General features: G+C 40.7%; 17 protein-coding genes and 3 pseudogenes. 5 read left to right on the top strand and 15 right to left on the bottom strand.

Annotated elements, in window-relative coordinates:
• Positions 1–119 precede the first annotated feature (119 nt).
• From K6969_RS10070 to K6969_RS10110, 9 genes and pseudogenes are all read right to left on the bottom strand, one after another.
• Positions 120–1,724 carry a CTP synthase gene (locus K6969_RS10070; protein ID WP_029178900.1) on the bottom strand — a complete coding sequence of 535 codons (1,605 nt, stop codon included), beginning with the start codon at positions 1,722–1,724 and terminating at the stop codon, positions 120–122.
• A 193-nt stretch (positions 1,725–1,917) separates the two neighbouring features.
• The gene (rpoE, locus tag K6969_RS10075) at positions 1,918–2,499 is read right to left on the bottom strand and encodes a DNA-directed RNA polymerase subunit delta (protein ID WP_029178899.1); all 582 of its coding nucleotides are present in this window, start codon (positions 2,497–2,499) and stop codon (positions 1,918–1,920) included.
• Positions 2,500–2,625: 126 nt separating this feature from the next.
• Entirely contained in the window at positions 2,626–5,781 is a 3,156-nt protein-coding gene (locus K6969_RS10080) for a pneumococcal-type histidine triad protein (RefSeq protein WP_171943107.1), read from the bottom strand.
• A gap of 33 nt (positions 5,782–5,814) precedes the next feature.
• Positions 5,815–6,735 (bottom strand): metal ABC transporter solute-binding protein, Zn/Mn family, encoded by a 921-nt coding sequence (locus K6969_RS10085; RefSeq protein WP_171943106.1) that lies wholly within the window; start codon positions 6,733–6,735, stop codon positions 5,815–5,817.
• Between the two features lie 109 nt (positions 6,736–6,844).
• Complete coding sequence (locus K6969_RS10090; RefSeq protein ID WP_171943110.1) at positions 6,845–7,729, bottom strand: glycosyltransferase family 2 protein; 885 nt, start codon at positions 7,727–7,729, stop codon at positions 6,845–6,847.
• Positions 7,730–7,780: 51 nt separating this feature from the next.
• The gene (gene tig / locus K6969_RS10095; RefSeq protein ID WP_171943105.1) at positions 7,781–9,064 is read right to left on the bottom strand and encodes a trigger factor; all 1,284 of its coding nucleotides are present in this window, start codon (positions 9,062–9,064) and stop codon (positions 7,781–7,783) included.
• Positions 9,065–9,166: 102 nt separating this feature from the next.
• On the bottom strand, positions 9,167–9,778 hold the full coding sequence (locus K6969_RS10100) for a DUF1349 domain-containing protein (RefSeq protein ID WP_029173941.1): 612 nt from the start codon (positions 9,776–9,778) through the stop codon (positions 9,167–9,169).
• A gap of 1 nt (position 9,779) precedes the next feature.
• Positions 9,780–10,730 carry an alpha/beta hydrolase gene (locus K6969_RS10105; protein WP_228381565.1) on the bottom strand — a complete coding sequence of 317 codons (951 nt, stop codon included), beginning with the start codon at positions 10,728–10,730 and terminating at the stop codon, positions 9,780–9,782.
• A 650-nt stretch (positions 10,731–11,380) separates the two neighbouring features.
• Positions 11,381–12,502, bottom strand: a pseudogene (locus K6969_RS10110) (IS110 family transposase).
• A 43-nt stretch (positions 12,503–12,545) separates the two neighbouring features.
• Here K6969_RS10110 and K6969_RS10115 point away from each other — a divergent pair.
• On the top strand, positions 12,546–12,959 hold the full coding sequence (locus K6969_RS10115; protein WP_079270319.1) for a hypothetical protein: 414 nt from the start codon (positions 12,546–12,548) through the stop codon (positions 12,957–12,959).
• Positions 12,960–13,000: 41 nt separating this feature from the next.
• On the opposite strand, the gene scrK is transcribed toward K6969_RS10115, so the two are convergent.
• The 3 genes from scrK to K6969_RS10130 all read right to left on the bottom strand — a co-directional run bounded on the left by scrK (position 13,001) and on the right by K6969_RS10130 (position 16,650).
• Entirely contained in the window at positions 13,001–13,882 is an 882-nt protein-coding gene (scrK, locus tag K6969_RS10120) for a fructokinase ScrK (protein WP_029174007.1), read from the bottom strand.
• A 186-nt stretch (positions 13,883–14,068) separates the two neighbouring features.
• Positions 14,069–14,542: an IS200/IS605 family transposase gene (gene tnpA, locus K6969_RS10125; protein ID WP_024378560.1), complete on the bottom strand. Its 474-nt coding sequence runs from the start codon at positions 14,540–14,542 to the stop codon at positions 14,069–14,071.
• 218 nt (positions 14,543–14,760) lie between these two features.
• Positions 14,761–16,650: a sucrose-specific PTS transporter subunit IIBC gene (locus K6969_RS10130; RefSeq protein ID WP_171943214.1), complete on the bottom strand. Its 1,890-nt coding sequence runs from the start codon at positions 16,648–16,650 to the stop codon at positions 14,761–14,763.
• 205 nt (positions 16,651–16,855) lie between these two features.
• On the opposite strand from K6969_RS10130, the gene K6969_RS10135 reads away from it, so the two are divergent.
• The 4 genes and pseudogenes from K6969_RS10135 to K6969_RS10145 all read left to right on the top strand — a co-directional run.
• Positions 16,856–18,310 (top strand): sucrose-6-phosphate hydrolase, encoded by a 1,455-nt coding sequence (locus tag K6969_RS10135; RefSeq protein WP_171943213.1) that lies wholly within the window; start codon positions 16,856–16,858, stop codon positions 18,308–18,310.
• Positions 18,291–19,256, top strand: coding sequence for a LacI family DNA-binding transcriptional regulator (locus tag K6969_RS10140; RefSeq protein ID WP_029173682.1), 966 nt, complete (start codon positions 18,291–18,293; stop codon positions 19,254–19,256). Before K6969_RS10135 ends, K6969_RS10140 begins: the two co-directional genes overlap by 20 nt.
• 105 nt (positions 19,257–19,361) lie before the next feature.
• A pseudogene (locus K6969_RS12405) lies at positions 19,362–19,547 on the top strand (helix-turn-helix domain-containing protein); the annotation flags it as partial.
• Between the two features lie 3 nt (positions 19,548–19,550).
• Positions 19,551–20,397: pseudogene (locus K6969_RS10145) on the top strand (IS630 family transposase); the annotation flags it as partial.
• 43 nt (positions 20,398–20,440) lie between these two features.
• On the opposite strand, the gene nusB reads toward K6969_RS10145, so the two are convergent.
• From nusB to efp, 3 genes are read right to left on the bottom strand one after another with little or no spacing between them, the layout of a single operon-like run.
• A complete protein-coding gene (nusB, locus tag K6969_RS10150; protein ID WP_024376407.1) occupies positions 20,441–20,860 on the bottom strand; it encodes a transcription antitermination factor NusB in 420 nt (139 codons plus the stop codon).
• Positions 20,850–21,242 carry an Asp23/Gls24 family envelope stress response protein gene (locus K6969_RS10155; protein ID WP_024376408.1) on the bottom strand — a complete coding sequence of 131 codons (393 nt, stop codon included), beginning with the start codon at positions 21,240–21,242 and terminating at the stop codon, positions 20,850–20,852. The genes nusB and K6969_RS10155 overlap by 11 nt, the downstream gene beginning before the upstream one ends.
• Positions 21,243–21,269: 27 nt before the next feature.
• On the bottom strand, positions 21,270–21,827 hold the full coding sequence (efp, locus tag K6969_RS10160) for an elongation factor P (protein WP_002942436.1): 558 nt from the start codon (positions 21,825–21,827) through the stop codon (positions 21,270–21,272).
• Positions 21,828–21,847: the final 20 nt, after the last annotated feature.

The following is a 21,847-nucleotide window of genomic DNA, read 5'->3' on the forward strand; positions in this document are numbered from 1 at the left end:
TGCCATATGGGGCTGGTATTTCGTATTTTCTTCTATAAATATTGTCATCTTTTTCGTTTCTTTATATAAAATATAAAAGAAGATTGAATAATACCAATCTTCTTCTATAATGGTTATACTTATTTTTCATTCTCCATAGCTGCTGAAACAAAGGCTGTATACAAACCTTCAGGGCGATTAGGACGAGATTGTAGTTCTGGATGATATTGGCAGGCAACGAAGAATTTATTTTCTGGAATTTCAACAATTTCTACCAAACGGTTGTCTGGTGACACGCCCGAGAAAACAAAACCTGCTTTTTCAAATTGTTCACGGAATTCATTGTTAAACTCATAACGATGACGATGGCGACGTTGTACAACTTCTTGATTATCATAAGCAGCTGCAGCCTTGGAGCCACGTTTGAGCTTGCTTGGATAAAGACCTAAGCGGAGAGTTCCTCCTAAATCTTCCACTCCAATTTGATCACGCATGATGTCAATAATTGGATATTTAGTTTCTGGGTCTAATTCAAAGCTGTTAGCACCTTCTAAACCGAGAACGTGACGTGCAAATTCTACACAGGTCAGCTGCATTCCCAAGCAGACCCCTAGCATTGGCACGTCATTCTCACGAGCATAACGAATGGCTTGTATTTTCCCTTCTGTACCACGTTGTCCAAAGCCACCAGGAACGATAATTCCTTGTGCTTGTCCTAGACGTTCAGCTACGTTTTCTGCTGTCAAATCATTTGCATTGACCCAGTCCAATTCGATAGCAGCATCATTTGCATATCCTGAGTGTTTTAGAGCTTCAACTACAGAAATATAGGCATCTTGTAATTCTACATACTTACCAACTAAAGCGATTTTTACTTTTTTCTGGAGATTAAGAACCTTGTTTACCATCGCTGTCCACTCTGTCATATCTGCTGGAGGTACGTCGAGCTTCAAGTGATCGCAAACAATTTGATCCATGTTCTGCGCTTGCATATTTAATGGGATTTGGTAAAGATGTTCGACATCCAAGGACTCAATAACTGCTTCTGGAGCGACATCACAGAATTGTGCCAGTTTATTTTTAATTCCTTGTCCAGCAGGCTGCTCTGTCCGAATTACCAACATGTTGGGCTGAATACCTAGACCACGCAACTCTTTTACAGAATGTTGTGTTGGCTTAGTTTTCATTTCGCCTGCTGCTTTGAGATAAGGCAAGAGTGTTGTATGGATATACATAACATTGTCTGAACCGACATCTGCCTTCATCTGACGAAGCGCTTCAAGGAATGGCAAGCTTTCAATATCACCTACTGTACCACCTACTTCCGTGATGATGACATCTGCATCTGTAGTACGAGCTGCACGCTTGATTTTGTCTTTCAAAGCATCTGTAATATGTGGAATAACTTGAACTGTTGCCCCTAAGTATTCCCCTTTACGCTCTTTACGGAGGACTTCGCTATAAATTTTACCTGTTGTTACATTTGAATATTTGTTCAGGTTAATGTCGATGAAACGCTCATAATGCCCAAGGTCCAAGTCGGTTTCTGCGCCGTCGTCTGTCACAAAAACTTCACCGTGTTGATACGGACTCATTGTTCCCGGGTCAATATTGATGTATGGATCAAATTTTTGGATTGTTACCTTGAGACCTCGGTTCTTCAATAAACGACCTAGGCTGGCTGCTACAATCCCTTTGCCGATAGAGGAAACAACGCCACCTGTTACAAAAATATACTTTGTCATGCAAACTCCTTTTCTACGATTCAGGCTAATAGGAAGCAATTTGTGGGGGATACTCCCTGTTAACTTGAAGAAAAAACAAAAATAGCTCCCTATTGCTAGGGAGCTCCGACCTCAAAAGAGGTGCCCAATAATATCTTATCGTAATTCAGTAGTCTTGTCAAATTATTTTTAAGAATCTAGGGGGATATAATTCTTATTCATCGACGACCTCTTCATCTGAATACTCGTCATCATCTTCACCTAAATCAACATCCTCTTCGTCCAATTCGTCATCTGGAATAATTTCGTTGATTTCTGAATCATAGGACTCAACTTCATCTTTTTCGTCATCTGGATTTTCATCATCGTATTCTGATGATGCACTACCCGGATAGTTGTCCTCATCTTCTGGATCGTCATGTCCATAGTCAATCGCATCATCATCACCGTCCATGAAGGCATTGACACGTTTCTTCTTGCGTTTTGGTGCGTCTTCATCATCTTCTTCAAGAGTGATTACTTCTTCATCGATCTCATCGATTGCGTACCAAGAACGTAATCCCCATTTGTTTTCGCCAAGTGGAATGAAGCTTCCATCCACATTCAAATCAGAATAGAAGGTTGGGAGGGCTGCGCGAATCTCGCTGTTTGATTTTTCAAGGTAGTTTTGAATTTCATTGACCAAGTCATTGAAATACATTTCGTTGTCACGTCCACGTTCTTCCAAAATAGCACGGGCTACTTCAATCATGGAAAGTTCGCTTTTTTCTTGTCCTGCAAATATGTTAAGTTCCAAGGCTGTTCTCCTTTTTTGTCTTTCCTTTCTATTTTACGCTAAAAAAGGCAAATAGTCAAAGATAATCTTTATCGTTTTTCTGTAAAAAAATACCTGCAGAGCTCAGCGCTACAGGTATTTTGTTTACTATACTTGTTCTTCTAAACTTGGAAGGGAAATGATCCGTTTGACCCCATCCTTATCTACAAGTCGAACAACTTTGCTTGTTGCATCATATTCGAAAGCTTCAAAAGAAACTTTGTAACGGTCTGAGAGTGTGACCAGACTTTGTTCAAAGGTTTTGAAGTCCATGCCAAACTCTTCTGCTCTTCGTTTTAATTCTTCTGTAAACTCGTCAATTTCCTCGGTTTCTTCAGAAATAATTTCTTCATCACTTTCTTCCGTCTCTGTTTCTTCTGTTGATTCAGATGGTGTATTTGGTGTAAATACTCCCCAGCCATCGTCTGAAACTGGGCGTTCTTGTGGATTAGTCATGTAGTATTTAACCGTTGCTAGGAAATCTTCTAAACTGTACCCTTCAGGACTTCTTGCACTACCTTGGTCAAACCATTTAAAGGATACATAGTGATAGTGATCTTGATGCGGAATTACCAGAGTCCCGTTGCGTACTTCGGTCGCATAGCCAGCATTATAGGTCAGTGCTTCGAAAGGAACGACTTTCTTCGCTTCCACTCGGTTATAAATTTCCTCTGCTGTTTCTTTGGGAACTTGTGGCTGTTCTGGCGTTGTTGTCTCGCCTGCACTTGCTCCTGTTTCAGTTAGTGCAGGTGTTGACGGTGAACTAGAATTAGATTTCTCACGTTGAGCCACCATAGCCTCAGCTGGGATCAGCTCGCTTAAGTAATTCAAATCACTCTTGTTAATCCGACGGTAACCATCTGTAATCACACGTGGGATGCGATAGTTATCCGTTCCTATTTTCACTTTGGGATCTAATAGGTCTGCTGGGTCAAAAATATAGCCATCTTTTGTTGTATATTTTCCTGCTGCCTTAGCTTCTGCCAATTCTTCTGCTGAGTGAACAATTTGCCAATTTTTCAAACCTGCACGTTTCTCAATTGGTGTGACATTTTTCGCCAATTCTTCAGCATCTCGTTTATCAAGAAGAGTTTGTACAGCTTCCAATTCTTCTTTAGATAAATCTTTCTTGGAAATTGAACGCAGAGAACCACCTGTCGCTCTTGGTAGACTGAACGCTTGACTAAAGACAAAACTTGCTGGATCTAGTACATCTTCTGCAGAGAAGATATAGCCATCATTTGTCGCAAATTTCCCTTTTGCACGTGCATCCATGACTTCTTCTGCTGTGTGAATGATTTGCCAATTTTTCAAGCCTAAGCGGTTTGCTTTAGGTGTTGCATTTAGAATTGGAGGAACAAGATCCGTTGCTTCTCCATCACCATGTCCACTTGTAGTCCAAGCAGATGGACGAATTTCAGGATGTTGCATGATATAGCGGATCGTTGCAATTTGTTCCTTACTCAACCATGTGTAAGGTAGGACGTGGATGTGATCAATGTGTGGAATAATAAAGGATTGTCCAGTATCATAGGTTGCATTCGCTCCCTTCATCGGAATTTGATCCATACCGACCAACATGGCTGGCGTAAGATCTCCTTCTGCAAGCGGTGCAATATCAAAGATATACTGCTTATCTTTTTCTGCCAAGGTCAACTCAGCAAAAGAGATCTTCATCAAATCTAGTTCGTCACGACCATATGTATAAGTTTTTCCACCTACTTCCATTTCATAAACAACTTTTCCAGCCAATTTACGTTTAGCCGTTACTTGTTTGTATTCAAATGCAGGGCGATTTTCTTCTTGAATTGGTTTTACAGGTTTTGAATCATTCCCTTGACTTGGTGTTGTGGGTTTAGCATCGTTTCCTACTTGTTCAGATGTTTTCGGTGGCACTTGTTTGCCCGCCTTCTCATTAACCCATTCCTCTACTTGCTTGATTTCAAAATCTTCGAGTTCGCCAAAACCAACATAATGGAAATGATCTCCATGACTAGCTATCAGCCCTTGATCATCAACTGAGGTAATAGAGGATTTGCTAAAGATGTATCCATCACTTGTAAAATATGCCCTACCATCTAAACCTTTTCCGTAAGCAGGAATTTGACGTCCCATATAGGAAACCACTTTCCCTGTTGACTGCTTCGGTTGTGTTGGTAATACTGGTTGTGTAGGCGATACCGGTTGTGTTGTAACCGTGCCGATTGGTGTTACTGGACGATTTAGTTGTGTTGGTGTATGTTGGGAGTGACTTGCTTGTGCGCCAGAAGAAACACCTGCTCCATTTACACCAATCATTCGAGAAATCTTCTCTTCTAGAGGAGACATCTGGCTGTATGGAATAAAGTGGTAATGATCGCCGTGTGGAACGATGACACCTGCTGCGGTTTTCTTCGTAATCGTTCTTGGGTCAAATACCAATCCATCCGCTTCTACATGGCGTTGAGATAGGGGTGTTGCATCCAATTGAGCCAATAAACTAGCCAAATCCTGACCTTGCCCCGCACTAATTGTTGTCTGTTGAGCTCTATTATTTCTATCGCCATATTGACTACCACTAGCCGAGCTCACACTTCCTTTTTGATTCCAGTAATCTTGAGCAGCCTTCAATTCGGCAGCTGATAAATCTTTTTTAGGAATAAAGTGGAAATGGTCGCCGTGTGGAACGATAAAACCATCTCCCGTGTCTTCAATAACATCTGTCGGATTAAAGACATAGCCATCGTCTGTTCTGTAGCGGCCATCTTTACTATTTCCTGCCACCTGATTCTTACTGTCAGCAGAAGAGATTCCTTTTTGCCGCTCCACTTCTTCTTTGCTACGAACATTTTTATGTTTGCTAGGGTCTTTTAGATAGAGATAGTATTTCCCATCAACTTTTATGACGTAGCCATCCTGGACTTCATTGATGATGTGACTGTCTTGTAAGACATAGTTTGGGTCCTTCATGACCAACTCTTCACTAAAAATCGCATCAAAGGGGACTTTACCATTATAGTAGTGGAAATGGTCACCATGTGATGTCACATAGCCTTGATCAGTAATTTTAACGACTATATGCTCAGCGTCAATATTTTCCTTGGCAGAAACTTGATCAGGTGTTAATTGTTCAGCAACGGTAGTTTGTACACTTTGACTATCTTCAATATAGGACACACGATTTTTTTGCTCTTCCATCGCTTGGAAACGTCCAAGCTGATAGCTACAGAGACTCATCCCTAAAACAAGGGCGGCTACGGAGCCAACAACTGCTTTTTTCTTCATTTTTTCTCCTTTCGGTCGATAGAATTCGGCCTTTTATTTTAACTCTTGAGCTAATGTTTCTAAGACTTGCTCTAGATTTTCTAGATAGGTTAAATTATTTTCTGGATCTGCTTCAAGAGGATCCAACACTTTTAAATCTACACCTGTCGAACTCGCCAATGCCTTGGCAAGCTTATCCGAGGCACCTTTTTCTGTAAAAATTGTTTGCACATTGTAGGTGTCAACAAATTCTTTAATTTCCGCCAACTGTCTAGGACTTGGCTCTTCCTCTGAAACTCCTGCGATCCCTAACTGCTTCAACCCGAAGCGTTGTGCAGTGTAAGAGAAGGCTGTGTGTTGAGTGACAAATGTTTTTGATGTGGCTTTTAAAAAGATTGGGCTATACTTGTCTGCCAACTTTTGCGCCTTTTCTTCTAAAGTTGCGGCATTTTGACGATAATAATCCGCATTCTTAGGATCACTTTCTGCTAAAAGTTCACCAATCGCAACAGCTTCCTGACCAACCAAAACTGGATCCAGCCATGTGTGGGGATCATACAAACTAGCTTCATCAATCCCTTGACCAGCTTCCATGTCTTCTAACCCTGGAACCTTTGTCAGCGGTAAATTAGTCGAAGCCTCCAAAACCTTGACAGATGAACCTTGCAAATTAGGTTCCAAACGTCCTGCCCAGGATTCCAAAATTCGCGAATGATAGATAAAAACATCTGCATCGTATATGGCCTTTATGTCCGCAGCCGATGGTTCATAAGAGTGTATGCCCTGTCTTGAGCCAATCATTCGAACATCATTCTTATCTCCCGACACTTCCTTAACCAGTGAATAAATCGGGTAAAATGAGGTGACTATTTTCATTCCTGGCTGCACTTGACTCGCTTCCTTCTGAGCCGAGCAAGCTGCTAAAACAAAACCGAATAAGGCAACAAAACAGCCTCTTATCACTTTCTTTAACATAACTACCTCCTTTGTTAACCAGTTAACTATATCACAAGAACATTAACCAGTCAAGCATTTTTTTAAAAAAAGATAAGACTTTCTTTTTATAAGCCAGTCTTACCTTTACTTAAACGAATTGTTTCACTCGTTTGATTTCTCCCCACTCACGCTTTCTCTTTTTATATCCAATAAAACTTGTCAGACGGACAATATTCAATACCCAATGCAAGAAAAAATATCTAAACAAGGTTGCCAGGAAGGCTTTACACAAATCCATAGGCCCAATAAATAAATCTTGCGAGTAGACGCGTTGCAAAAATGACGCAAAGGTGATTAGTGAGCAAAAAGCACTATAGAGGAAAAAGAGCGATATGAAAAATGAGATGTTTAGTTGATGATAGATCAACGACAGTAGAATCACGAAACAACCGAAAGTCTCTATAAACGGAGCCAAAAATTCAAATAGCATATAGTAAGCATAGGAAAAATATCCCACCGCCCCAAAACGAACTCGCGATAACATTTTTCGGTATTTTTTTAGACATTGATAGAGTCCCAAGAACCAGCGACGGCGTTGTTTGCATAAATCACCGATAGAGCTCGGTGCTTGACTCCAACAAATGGCGCTGGTCTCATAGCAGATTCGATAAGGAATATTGTTATTTCTACAGAAATAATGCAATTTCATGACTAGCTCCATATCTTCTCCCAGTGTCTGCCTATCATAACCCCCAACTGCTATGACATACTCCTTGTAAAATAACCCAAAGGCACCTGATATGATGAGATTGGATTGCAAATAGTCCAATAAAATTCTACTCCCTAAAAAAGAACAGTCATATTCGATCGCTTGTAAACACGGGAGCACCGACCACGGCAACTGGCAATGGCTGACCTCTCCGTCAGTTATTCGTACCCCTTGTGAAACTTGGACGACTCCACCAACAGATATGACATTCTCCCATTTCTGCATGGGACGGACAAGGTTTTTCAGAGAGTTTCTTTGTAACATCGAAAGATGATTAAACAAAAAAACCCGACTAGAGTCGAGTTTTCCAAATAATTATTTTACAGTTGCAGTGCTTGTAATTACTTCTACAGCTTTCTTCACAGCGATGTCGTGTTTAAGCATTTCTGGTGAAAGCAAGCTACGAACTTGTGCCACTTCCATCTTGTAAGTTGCTGCCAAGTCTTCGATTTCTTTGTTGATTTCTTCTTCAGTTGCTTCGAAACCTTCTGCTTTCGCTACTGCTTCAACAACCAAGTTTGTCTTAGTACGTTTTTCAGCATCAGCTTCGTATTGTTTATGAAGGTCTTCACGAGTTGTACCAGTGATTTGGAAGTACATATCTGGTGAGATACCTTGTTGTTGCATACCACCCAAGAATTCATTGATTGCACGGTGAACTTCTTCGTGAATCATTTCTTCTGGCAATTCAACGATTTCAGCGTTTTCTACAGCCAATTCAAGAGCAGCTGATTCAACTGCATCGTCAAAGGCAACTTCTTTTGCTGCTTCCAATTCTTTGCGGTATTTAGCTTTCAACTCATCAAGTGTTTCCACTTCTTCGTCGATGTCTTTTGCCAATTCGTCATCCAAAGCTGGAACTTCTTTTGCTTTTACTTCGTGGATTTTTGTTACAAAGAGGGCTGTTTTACCAGCAAGGTCTGCTGCTTGGTAGTCTTCTGGGAAAGTCACTTCAACGTTTACTTCTTCACCAGCTGCGTGACCTACCAATTGCGCTTCAAAGCCTGGGATGAATTGACCTGAACCTAGTCCAAGTGAGAAGTTCTCACCTTTACCGCCGTCAAATTCAACGCCGTCGATTGAACCTACAAAGTCGATAACAACTGTGTCGCCTTCAGCTGCTGGACCTTCTTTGATAACCAATTCAGCCAAGTTGTTGCGCTCACGCTCGATTTTTGCATCAACTTCTTCATCTGTTACTTCTTTAGTAGCTTCTACTGAAACTGCCAAGTTTTTGTAGTCACCCAATTTTACTTCAGGTTTTGTCACAACTTCCGCAGTGATTGTCCAGTCTTGACCTTTTTCCATAGACACAACGTCAATTTTTGGTTGTGCAACTACTTCAAGACCAGCTTCTGCAACCGCTGCTTCATAAGCTGCTGGTAACAATGCATTTACAACATCTTGATAAAGTGCTTCTTCACCAAATTTTTGGTTGAAAACGGCACGTGGCAAGTGACCTTTACGGAAACCTGGAAGATTGATATCTTTCTTAACTTTGTTGAAAACGCGGTCCAATTCTGGTTTGATAGCATCTTGACCGATTGTGAAAGTCAAAACGCCGCGGTTTGTTTCTTTTGCTTCAAATGATACAGACATTCTGTCATTCTCCTTAAAATTTTATTGCATACTCTTCATTATAACACAATTGACAAGGATTTCAACGATTTTATAACGGACTTTTGGGAAATGGCAGAGCTTCTACTCGAGTTTTTCATCTGGTTGCTGACCATCGTGGGCCAACCACTTACAGTCAGTCAAACTCATTTCTGTAAAGACAGCTTCAAAAGATGAGTCTTCTGGCGAGCAGGCGTAGATACCAAAACGAATTTTCCCGCCACCTTGGTGCAGGTGGCAAATCCGCATTTGCTCAAAATGGATACCGTCTTTGGAGTTTTCAATACAAAAATCACTGCCCCGTCGGCTCAAACGGTAGTAAATTGACTTGACAGAAGCTGGAATTTCCTGGGTTGCCCAATCTGAAAAGCCCTGATTGGTCACAACGCTGCCCAAATGCTGAAAATCTTCATTTTCATACTCAATCGAGCCCTTGATCCAGTTTTCCGAATCCTGATAAACCACGACACCACACTGATCAAAGCGGGTATGGCTATTGGAAAAATCCGTCTTAACCGTAAAGGAGAAATACTCTTCCTCCGTGTCCATCAAGAGTAGGGGAGCATTGTCATTGACAAAATGGTAATAGGTCTTCTGCCACAAGTCTGTATGAGCTTGGGTCGTGATTCTGATTTCTTTATCCGAAATCTGATAATTTTCTGGTTCTCGCACCCAGTAAAAGTTCTTAGTGTTCATGTTACTCCTTGGTTCTATCGTTTATAAAAGTCATCATCCGCTCAAATGCTTTGGCAGACACTGGATCCGTTCGTAAATTCGCCACAAAACCATGTGGCTTTTCAAGCCCTTCTTCTGCTAAAGGATCAACCAATTCATTTTCAACTCCCACTTGCTTCAAGGCCTTGTTGAGCGATACCATATCTGTTCGATACTCGCTTCCCAGAAGGAAACTAGCTGGATAGTCCTTGTTCACATGTGAAATCGGGTTATAGGCATTGATTTCTTCCTCACTTAGATAGATGGTTCCTGAAACATAATTTCCAACCAATATCTTCGTGCTTAAGCTAAACTTGGCGTAATCTAAAGGAGCATCGTCAATGACTAGAGCCTTGACATGTTCTTTTGCAATACTTGGTTCAATGTTCAATAGCTGAGCGTAATCCTTGTTGGCTAAGACACTACCATATTGTGCTACCATGATAGCACCTGCGGATGAGCCCATTAAGACGACATTGTCCATGTTCAAATGATATTCTTCAGCGTGTTCCTTTATGTAGGCAATGGCCTGATTCATCTGAATCACAGGTGTTGGAAAATGATAGTCTGGTACAAGAGCATAGTCAACATTGACCACATTATATCCTTTTGACACGATATCGTCAATGAGATAGGTGGCTTGGCTGGCAGCCAGAGGGTCCCCCATATTTTTGCTACCTCCAAAGAAACCACCACCGTGGAAATAGAAGAGAGTTGGACGGTCAGCTTCAAAATTTTGGTCTGGATAGGTAATATCTAAAAAACTGTTAGGATATTCCTTACTATAGGCAATCTCACTTTTCAAATACTGACCATTTTCTTTCGATCCGTCGATAGGTTCATAAAGGGGACTGTAAGAGTTGGGTGAACTCTCCTGGTACATAAACGATTGAATGACACCGACTACCAACTGCGGATGATTGGTAACGGACACATAGGCAATGATACCTAGACTAGCTACAATCCCAAGGGTCTATAAGCTGATTTTTTTGAATTTTTTCATGAAGAATTCCTCTCATTTTACACATTTTTGAATAAGCTACTAACATATAGTCGAATGAATTAGCTTTCAGACAAGGAACTGAAGTGCAGGTTGCTAGAACAGCCTAGAGGCTGTTCTAGGTTGGAAATAAGACTTGCGATGTAAGTCGCTTTCGTTAAGTACGGCAAGCCGAAAGTGACGATGTATCAAAGTTAATTCAAATGACTGGTATGTAAAGCCCTTTGTCAAGTAAAAACAATCGAACTGATTAAAAAATGAAAAGTATCTAGAAAGAGCCTAGTTCTTAGCTTCGGGCATTGGCCACTCTGATATTCGTGGATTGGTTACCTACAGGTCAATGGTTCTGCCGCGAGTCCTACTCTCTATAAGCGTGGATCACAATTGTGCCACTTAGTCGTTTCGTAGATGACTCAAACCTTGAAGTCCTAAACTCCTTCAAGATACTTTCCATTCAAACATGATTTCAATCCTTATTTCTGTCCAAATTCACCCAGTGATTTTGGATAGAAATAGGGATTCCTCATCGCTCTGCGATGATAAAACTTAATGGTCAAAAGTGTACATGAAAACAAGCGCTAACTTCAAGCTATTCTTCCTGTCATCATCCCCCAAATAAAACCAGACAATTCTCGTGCAATAGCTGTTTTAGCAACATTTTGTTTCTTATTTTTTCCTAGAACAAGTGTGCGATAACGTCTTCTTAAGCGTTCATTAGCCTTATCCGCATAAGCAATCACCTCCACTCGGTTTCCATTTTGTCTCCTTTTCAATTCTTTGGATTTATACCCAATCGTCCCCTTAGCCAATGATTGTGCAGCTTCTATCAGAAGTCGTCTCACATGGCTATTCCCAGCTTGTGTGATAGCACCTCTTCTCTCCTTGTCGCCACTAGAGTTTTCACTAGGAGTCAGCCCAAGATAAGAAGCAAAATGTTGAGCTGTCGCAAAGCGATTAAAATCACCGATTTCTGTCACAATGGAAAGAGCAGTTAGTGTTTTAATGCCAATAAAGCAAGAAAGCCGTGAGACCTTCCCTTGGTAACTGTCGCTTTGACCCAGTTGCTCAATTCGTGCATCATACCGTTCTATTTGACCTACTAATTTCTCATAGATCATTAAGTGTTCTGTCAAAATCTCTGCGTAAAGTCCCTCAGGATTTAGGGAATGAAGCCAGCGAACATGTTTCTGTGTCCAATTACTGCTTCCTCGGTATAGCGAAAATCATGTCGGAGACAGAAGGCAAGAATTTGTTGTTTGATCTTCTTCAGAGCCACTTTGTGGTCTGTTCTTATGCGGATATATTCTTTGACTTATTCATCCTCAACAGTAGGAATATGAACAGGCCGATAGCTACGAAAGGCCAGAGCTTTTGCGAGCTGAGCTGCATCTTTTTTATCAGTCTTAACACGCTTAGCTCCCGCCTTCATCACCGTTGTAGATGCCATCACGATACAGGGAATCCCATGAGCTTGTAGCTGGTAATATAGGGTAAATCCAAGACATCCAGCTTCGTAGCCACATAACACTTCTGCATTTTAACCATATAAACGACGAAGCTCATTCACATAGTTCACAATATAGCTAACATTTGGACCAACTTTAAGTGCTATGTTTGAATTGATTAGCCATCATATTGTAATAGCAGAGTGAAAAACTTTCTTTGTGAACATCCATTCCGATGAAAAGTGTGGTAAAATGAAACATATAAGACCTCCAATTGAGTGTGGTAATTCCTGTTAGAAGTTGATTGTTTTTTTATTCTAGTGTACAGGTAAATCCACGAATTCTCAACTGGGGGTCTTTACATATTGTCTATAGTAAAATGATCAGCCTTGTCCCCATGGCCGACAAAGCCATTATTTCTGATATACAGGGAAGAGAAGAAAACATCAATACACTCCTAGCTCACTTTGAAGATGGCAGCACCTTATTTTTCCCGCTCCAATATACAGAAAACAAAGATAAACGTGCTTACTACCAAGTAGCGGATTGGAGAGTTACTTATTCACCTTTCCAAACATTACAAGACTACTCTGACATTCTAGGCAAGGTAGTTCCAAGCCTACAAGCGGTTGAATTTCATTCTGAAAATATGTATACTGCTCTCTCCATTACAGAAAATCAAGAGCCTGATTATAGAACTAGTATTTTTACAGAATAAGAAAAAAGTTAGGGATTATTTCTAGTCCCTAACTTTTTATGTTACTTTTCTGATACCTGTTTTGCCAAAGCAAAGTTCCCAAGAGTTGCAGAACCATTTTCAGCAACAGCTGGCGTTACGATGTAGTCCTTGACATCTGGTGTTGGCAGATAGTCATTCATGAGGCCTGTAAATTTCTCACGGACACGGTTAAGCATGTGCTCCTGAGCCATAACTCCTCCACCAAATACAATGACTTGCGGACGATAAAGCAAGGTTGCCTGTACTGCTGCTTGAGCAATGTAGTAAGCCTGCACATCCCAAACGTCTGAATTTAACTCAATTAATTCTCCGCGAATACCTGTACGGCCTTCAAGAGAAGGACCTGCAGCTAAGCCTTCCAAACACCCATTGTGGAATGGACACATCCCTTTAAATTCATGTTTTACATCGTAAGGGTGTAGGGAAACGTAAGTATGACCCGCTTCGGTATGACCCAAGCCACCGATAAACTCACCATTCTGAATAGCACCTGCACCAATACCTGTACCGATTGTATAGTAAACTAAGCTCTTTACCCCTTTACGAACCAATGTTTCACCAAAAGCTGATGAATTCACATCTGTCGTGAAGTAGAATGGAATGTTAAATTCCTTAGCAATCAGACCAAGTAAATCAATATTTGACCAGTGTGGTTTTGGTGTCGAAGTGATATAACCATAAGTCTGTGAGTTTTGATCAATATCAATTGGACCGAAAGAACCTATCGCAATACCTGCCAAACGATCTTCATAGCGCTTGAAGAATTCAACCGTTCTCTCAATCGTTTCATAAGGAGTTGTCGTTGGAAATTGCGTTTTTTCAACAACTTGAAAGTTCTCATCACCTACTGCACAAACAAACTTTGTACCACCAGCTTCTAAGCTACCATATAATTTTGTCATCTGATTGTCTCCAAAATTTTTATCACTTTTATTATAACATATAAGCAAGTCATAACCACCCGTGAAAACGGGTGGCTTGTACACCGGCTATAAGCCGTTTCTCTCCAGCGACGTCTAAAGACGTTCGCTGAACTTCGTTCAGGTTAGTGCTATAATTACTTGACTAATGCCCGTAACAACGGGCTTTTATCTCGTTCTAAAACTACCATCTGAAAATGGATCTTCATACTCTTTGACACTCAATTTATCAAGTGCAATGTCATTTTTCTCCTGCTCGCGAATATATTTCGCAACTGTCTTTTCATTCAGTCCAACGGTACTAACATAGTAGCCTCTGGCCCAAAACTTTCGATTTCCATACTTATATTTTAAATTAGCGTGTTTATCAAATATCATTAGAGCACTTTTGCTTTTCAAATATCCCATAAAATCGGAAATCGAAAGTTTCGGAGGTATCAAAACAAGCATATGAACATGGTCTGGCATCATGTGTCCCTCAATGATTTCCACGCCTTTGTATTGACATAGATGACGGAAAATATCAATTAAGTCCTGTCTAATTTTGTAGTAAATGGATTTTCTTCGGTACTTAGGTGTGAAAACTATGTGATATTTGCACATCCATTTGGTATGTGATAAACTGTAACTGGTTTTAGCCATTTCTTTTTCCTCCTTTATCTAACCTGAACAATTTGATTATAACAGGAAAAAGAAATGGAAGCTCAAAGCCTTGGCAGCCACCAGCATAGCTGGTGGTTTTCTTGTTTTTCTCTACGAGAAAAACTGGCTCGAAGCCATAACAGAAGAAAAAGGCTTTCAGCCTTTTTCTTGTTAATTATGCAGTAGAGGCAGACTCTACAAATCGATTTTATATAAGATTACTTAGCTACTTTCAAGAATTCTACACCGTGAGTGATTGTTCCCTCTGCAAGTGGAGATACTTCTGCAAAGTCAGCAGTGTTGGTTACAATGATCATAGTTGTATCATCAAGACCTGCTTCAGTAATCTTAGCTGCATCAAATTTAGCAATCGGAGTACCAGCTTTTACTTTATCACCTGCTGCTACTAATTTTTCAAATCCATTACCGTTCATTGATACAGTATCAATACCGATGTGAATTAAAAGTTCAGCACCAGACGCTGTTTTCAATCCGTAAGCATGGCCTGTTTCAAAAGCAATTGTTACTTCTGCATCTGCTGGAGCGTAAACAACACCCTCAGATGGTTTAACAGCCAAACCTTTACCCATAGCTCCTGATGAGAAGACTGGGTCATTAACATTTTCAAGAGCAACAACGTCACCTGAAAGTGGAGATACAAGAGTTTCTTCAGCTACAAGTCCTGTTTCTGCTTCTTCAAGCGTTTCAGCTGTTTCTTGTGCTGAAGCACTAGGCTTTTTTACTTCTTTCTCCTCATCTTCATAACCGAAGAGGTAAGTAAGAGCAAAACTAAGAGCAAATGATACGGCAACCATAAGGATGTATGGAAGAATTTGACCATTACCTGCGTAAAGTGTCAAACCTGGGATGATAGTAACACCCATACCTGTACCGGCAAGACCAAGAAGAGATGCTACAGCACCACCGATGGCACCCGCAACCAATGAAAGAAGGAATGGTTTGCGGAAACGCAAGTTAACACCGAAGATAGCTGGCTCAGTAATACCGAGGAAGGCAGAAAGAGCTGCTGGGAAAGCAAGAGCTTTCAATTTAGGATTTTTAGTTTTCACACCAACCGCTACTGTAGCAGCACCTTGTGCTGTCATAGCTGCAGTGATGATAGCGTTGAATGGGTTAGCACCAGTGTTTGCGACCAATTGAGCTTCCAAGAAGTTGAAGATATGGTGAACACCTGATACAACGATAACTTGGTGAACACCACCGATAAGGAGACCACCAAGACCCATTGGCAAGTTCAAGATAGCTTGTGTACCAGCCAAGATGTAGTTTTCAACCACGTGGAAGACTGGACCAATGACAAACAAGCCAAGAATAGACATTACAAACAAGGTCACGAATGGTGTTACCAAGAGGTCAAGAACTTCTGGAACAACCTTGCGGACAGCTTTTTCAAATTTAGCACCGATCAAACCGATGATGAAGGCTGGCAATACTGAACCTTGCAAACCTACAACTGGGATGAAACCGAAGAAGATAGTTGGTTTCACATCGCCACCTGATGCTACAACCCAAGCGTTTGGCAACTGACCCGCAATAAGCATCATACCAAGAACGATACCGATTGTTTGGTTACCACCGAATACACGGAATGTTGACCATACTACCAAGGCTGGCAATACGATGAAGGCTGTATCTGTCAAGATTTGTGAGTAAACGTTCAAATCTTCTGGAAGAGTATAACCAAGAGCTCCAAGAAGACCACGAAGACCCATGAAAAGACCAGTTGCTACGATAGCAGGAATGATTGGAACGAATACGTCACCGAAAGTACGGATAGCACGTTGGAAAGCATTACCTTGTTTAGCAGCTTCAGCTTTTTGTTCACCAGTAGTCGCTGTTGGCAAACCAAGGGCAACCACTTCATCGTAGATTTTGTTTACTGTACCAGTACCAAAGATGATTTGGTATTGACCAGAGTTGAAGAAAGCACCTTGTACTTTTTCGATATCTTCTACTGTATCCTTGTCGATTTTTCCTTCATCAACAACCATAACACGAAGGCGAGTCGCACAGTGGGCAACACTGCGTACGTTCTCACGTCCGCCAAGGGCATCAATGACTTTTTTTGCAATTTCTGTATTATTCATCTTGCAAAAATCTCCTTATTAAATATTTTTTGCTTTTTTGAAAGTGTTTTCAAACTTTCGATGGTTTTATTATATCACTTTTATAAAATATGTCAAACGTTTATCACATTTTTTTTTGAATTTCTTAAAAACATTGTTAAAACTTGATTTTTTGCAAGAAAACGTTTACTATATTAATGAAAAACTAGAAAATTTGGAGAAAATTATGGCATTTACAACAGAGGAGCGTTACAGAGCTTATGCTGACTGGACACCCGAATATATTGAAAAAATAAAGAAGAATACAGAGAGTTCTCCTTGGAGGACAAATTTCCACATTGAAACACCACATGGACTATTAAATGATCCAAATGGATTTTCTTATTTTAATGGAAAATGGACTCTTTTTTACCAATACTTCCCATTCGGTGCTGCGCACGGATTAAAATCTTGGGTCCATACAGAATCAACGGATTTGGTCCATTTTGAAGAAACTGGTACGGTTATGTACCCAGATACACCACTTGATAGCCACGGTGCCTACTCTGGATCTGCCATGGAATTTGGCGACAAGCTCTTCCTCTTCTATACTGGAAATGTCCGCGATGAAAATTGGGTTCGCCATCCATACCAAATCGGTGCCTTGATGGATAAAGATGGTAAGATTGAAAAGATTGATAAAGTCTTGATTGAGCAACCAGAAGATACCACCGACCATTTCCGTGATCCACAAATTTTCAACTATAAAGGGCAATATTACGCTATCGTCGGTGGACAAAATTTGGATAAAAAGGGAATTGTCAAACTTTATAAAGCTGAAAATAACGACTACCTCAACTGGTCCTATATTGGTGACCTAGATTTTGCCAATGATATGACCGCTTATATGATGGAATGCCCAAATATTGCGTTCGTCGGTGAGCAACCCATCCTTCTCTACTGTCCACAAGGCTTGGACAAAGAGGTATTGGACTATGGCAATATCTATCCAAATATGTACAAGATTGGTCAGAGTTTCGATCCTGAAACAGCAAGCATTGTCGAACCGAGCGAATTGATCAATCTGGACCATGGTTTTGAGTGCTATGCAACCCAGGCCTTTAATGCACCAGACGGTCGAACTCTATCTGTTAGCTGGTTGGCACTTCCAGATGTGGAATACCCAACCGATGCTTATGACTACCAAGGCTGTCTGTCATTGGTTAAAGAATTAACCATCAAGGACGGTAAGCTCTACCAATATCCAGTCGATGCGATTACCAGTCTTCGTAGAGAAGCTCAGCCATTTTCAGCCCAAAAAGAAACCAATAATGTTTACGAATTGGAACTTGATTTTTCAGCGGGCGCGAAGCACGAAATCGTATTGTTCGCAAATGAAGCAGAAAAAGGCTTGGTCTTGTCTGTAGACACTGAACAAGGCCAGATTACATTGGACCGCGGCAACTGTGGTCAGCCATTCGCACTCGATTTCGGCACAAGTCGCTCTTGCGAGATTTCTCCAGGAGCTCTTACAGCCAATATCTTCATCGACAAATCTGTCTTTGAAATCTTTATCAATAAAGGAGAGAAAGTATTTTCTGGTCGTGTCTTCCCTGATGCGGATCAGTCTGGTATCGTCATTACGACTGGTAATCCGACCGGAACCTACTACCATTTAGATTATGGTCGCAAAACTAACTGATGTCGCACAGTTAGCTGGGGTTAGCCCAACAACTGTCTCGCGCGTTATCAATAAAAAAGGATACCTATCTGAAAAAACCATTCGCAATGTCGAAGAGGCTATGCGTGAACTGGGCTACAAACCTAATAATTTAGCTCGTAGTTTGCAAGGTAAATCTGCAAAATTAGTTGGTCTTATCTTCCCAACAATAAACAATATTTTTTATTCTGAATTGATTAGCCATTTAGAAAAAGAGCTTTTTGATCGAGGCTATAAAACCATTATTTGCAATAGCCAGCACGAGTCCGATAAGGAACGTGAGTATCTAGAAATGTTAGCAGCTAACCAAGTAGATGGGATTATCTCGGGCAGTCACAATCTCGGTATCCAAGACTACGACCGTGTCGTAGCTCCAATTATCGCTTTTGACCGCAACCTCTCTCCTTCCATTCCCATTGTCTCTTCCGATAATTTTGCTGGCGGGGTATTAGCTGCCCAAACCTTACAAAAAGCGGGATGTCACAATCCATTAATGATTACGGGGAACGATGATTCCAATTCACCTACCGGTCTTCGCCAAGTAGGTTTCACATCTATTTTGAACAAAGCTGACGTTTTTCATATCTCCAGTGATTTCTCACCTGTGCGCAAGGAGATGGAAATCCGAGCCATTCTTGAAAAGCAAAAACCAGATGGTATCTTTGTATCTGGCGATGCAACGGCTATGCTGGTATGGAACGTCATTCGTTCATTGAAACTGTCTATTCCAGAGGATATTAAATTGATTGGTTATGATGGAACCAGTTTCATCGAAAACTACTACCCTCAACTGACAACCATCAAGCAACCATTAACCGAAATAGCTCGACTGCTGGTTGAACTATTAGTTGATAAAATCGAAGGAAAGAAATTGACAAAAACAGACTATATCCTACCGATTAGCCTACTAGCAGGAGCTAGTATATAAAAAAAGCTGTACCTAATAAAAATTAGGTGCAGCTTTTTTGTGATACATTCTCTTATTTCTCAAGTAATACTATTCAAAAAACAAAAACTAACCTATAATAGATTTATGAAACTTACTATCGAACAAACGAAAGAATTAAAAACTTATTTGAAAGATAAAACCTATTCTCCATTTCATAGACGACTTCAAGTTATCTTGTTCAGAGCAGAAGGTCTTAGCTATAAGGAAATCACTAACCTCATCGGCTATTCAAAGTATACAATCTGGTCCTTACAGCGCAAGTACGAACTTGAGGGGATTTCAGCTCTAGTAAGAGAAACGCGAGGTGGACGGAACCGTCAATATTTAACCCTTCAAGAAGAGGAAGCGTTTCTAAAAGAACAGTTAACAGCCTCACTAAATGGCGAATTTGTGACGATAAACTCTCTCTATGAAGCTTATCAGAAACGGGTTGGACACCCTACGACCAAGGAAGGATTCTATGCCATTCTTAAACGCCATGGTTGGCGCAAAGTGACGCCAAGACCAGAACACCCTAAAAAAGCAGACGCCGAAACGATTCTAGCGTCTAAAAATAAAATCTTCATTCACGAAAACAGGAAAGCGCTTCAAGAATAGTCGTCGCTATCATAAAGTCAGGCTAATGTATCAAGATGAGGCGGGTTTCGGTCGGATCAGTAAAATTGGGAAGGCCTGGGCACCAAAAGGGGTGAGACCGCATGTACATAGTCACTATATTCGTGAGTATCGCTATTGCTATGGTGCTGTTGATGCCCATACAGGAGAGTCCTTCTTCATTATCGCTGGGGGCTGTAATACAGATTGGATGAATGTTTTTCTCAAACAACTATCTGAAGCTTATCCTGACGATTATATTTTATTAGTGATGGACAATGCCGTTTGGCATAAATCAAGTACCTTAGAGAAACCACATAATATTGGTTTTGAGTTTATTCCTCCCTATACTCCTGAAATGAATCCAATTGAACAAGTTTGGGCTGAGATTCGAAAGAGAGGGTTTAAGAATAAAGCTTTTAAAACACTAGACGATGTGATAAACAAGCTTCAAGAAGTAATACGAGAGTTAGATTGGTCTATTTTAAAACCAATTGTTAGTAGACAATGGTTTAAAAACACTTGACTGGTTTGCTTTTGATTTTTGTTGAGTATAAAAAAGAAGCTCATCAGGCTTCTTCTTTAATAAACTGGCTCAAAACTCCATTGATAAACTTAGCTGAAGATTCATCAGAAAATTCTTTAGCCAATTCAATAGCCTCGTTAACAGCAACGCGGTCTGGCGTTTCTTCAAAATGTAAGATTTCAAATAGGCCTAGTCGCATGATATTCTTGTCAATCAAGGTTAAACGGTCTAAGGTCCATCCTGCTTTTAATCGGCTAGATAACTCCTTATCCAAGTCATCACGATAGTCTGCTACACCATTGACAAGGTTAAGGAGAAAGAGCGGAATTTCAACTCCATCTTGCTCTTCCTCTCTATCATAAAGATAAGAAAACTGAGCTGCCTGAACAGGTTCTTGACCAAATTCAAGTGATACGATTGCCTGCAAAGCACACTTACGCAGGGCATGTCTATTATTCTTCATCAAGGAAATCCTCTCCGAATAAATCTTTCAATGCTGGTTTTGGTGTTTTATCAGGAACAATGCCGCTGACATGGATATTAACCGCAACCACTTGAACTTCTGCATAGTTGTAAACTGCTGTCTTGACTGCACGCTGGATGTCCATTGATACGGCAGGAACATTTACACCATATTCTAGATAGACGTAAATATCCGCAGTCACTCGACCTTCCTCGTCAGTTTCAAGATAAACACCTTTATTTAACGATGTTTTTGACCAACTGTCTGCTACACGCTTATTTTGAAGGGAATGCACTCCATCAACTTTCGCTGCAGCAATGCCTGTAATTACTTCAAGGACGCGAGGTGCGATAACAATCTCGCCTTGATATTCTGTTGTCATAGGCTCTCCTTTCTTAAGAGGAAACGATTAAGCACGTGATACGTAAGTTCCTTCAGCTGTGTTGATAACGAGTTTTTGACCTGCTTCGATAAAGTCTGGTACATTGACTACAAGACCTGTTTCCATCGTAGCTGGTTTACCTGAACCTGTAACAGTCGCACCTTTGATAGATGGTTGTGTTTCTGCAACGACTAATTCAACAGTTGTTGGTACAGTAACACCGATCACTTCTGTTCCGTAGAACTGGATCTTCACATCGGAATTCTCCAAGATATAGAGCAATTCTTCTTTGATAGTCGCTACTGGAATTTCATACTGATCGTAAGTCTCAGTATTCATGAAATAAGCTGTGTCATCCATTTGGTAAAGGTACTGTGCTGGAACTGTTTCGATAATAGCTTGTTCAAATTTTTCATCTGGACGGTAAGTTGTATCGAAGGTTGAACCTGTACGTACATCACGCAATTTCATACGCATGATGGTGTTACCTTTACCTGGTTTGTGGTGGCTTGCATCCAAAACTTTAATCAATTTACCTTCAGCTTCGAAGGTCATACCTGCTCTAAGTTTACTTGCTTCAATCATTGTATTGAATACCTCTTCAA

Origin of the sequence: Streptococcus suis (genome assembly GCF_019856455.1) — a bacterium.
Lineage (GTDB): Bacteria > Bacillota > Bacilli > Lactobacillales > Streptococcaceae > Streptococcus > Streptococcus suis_AE.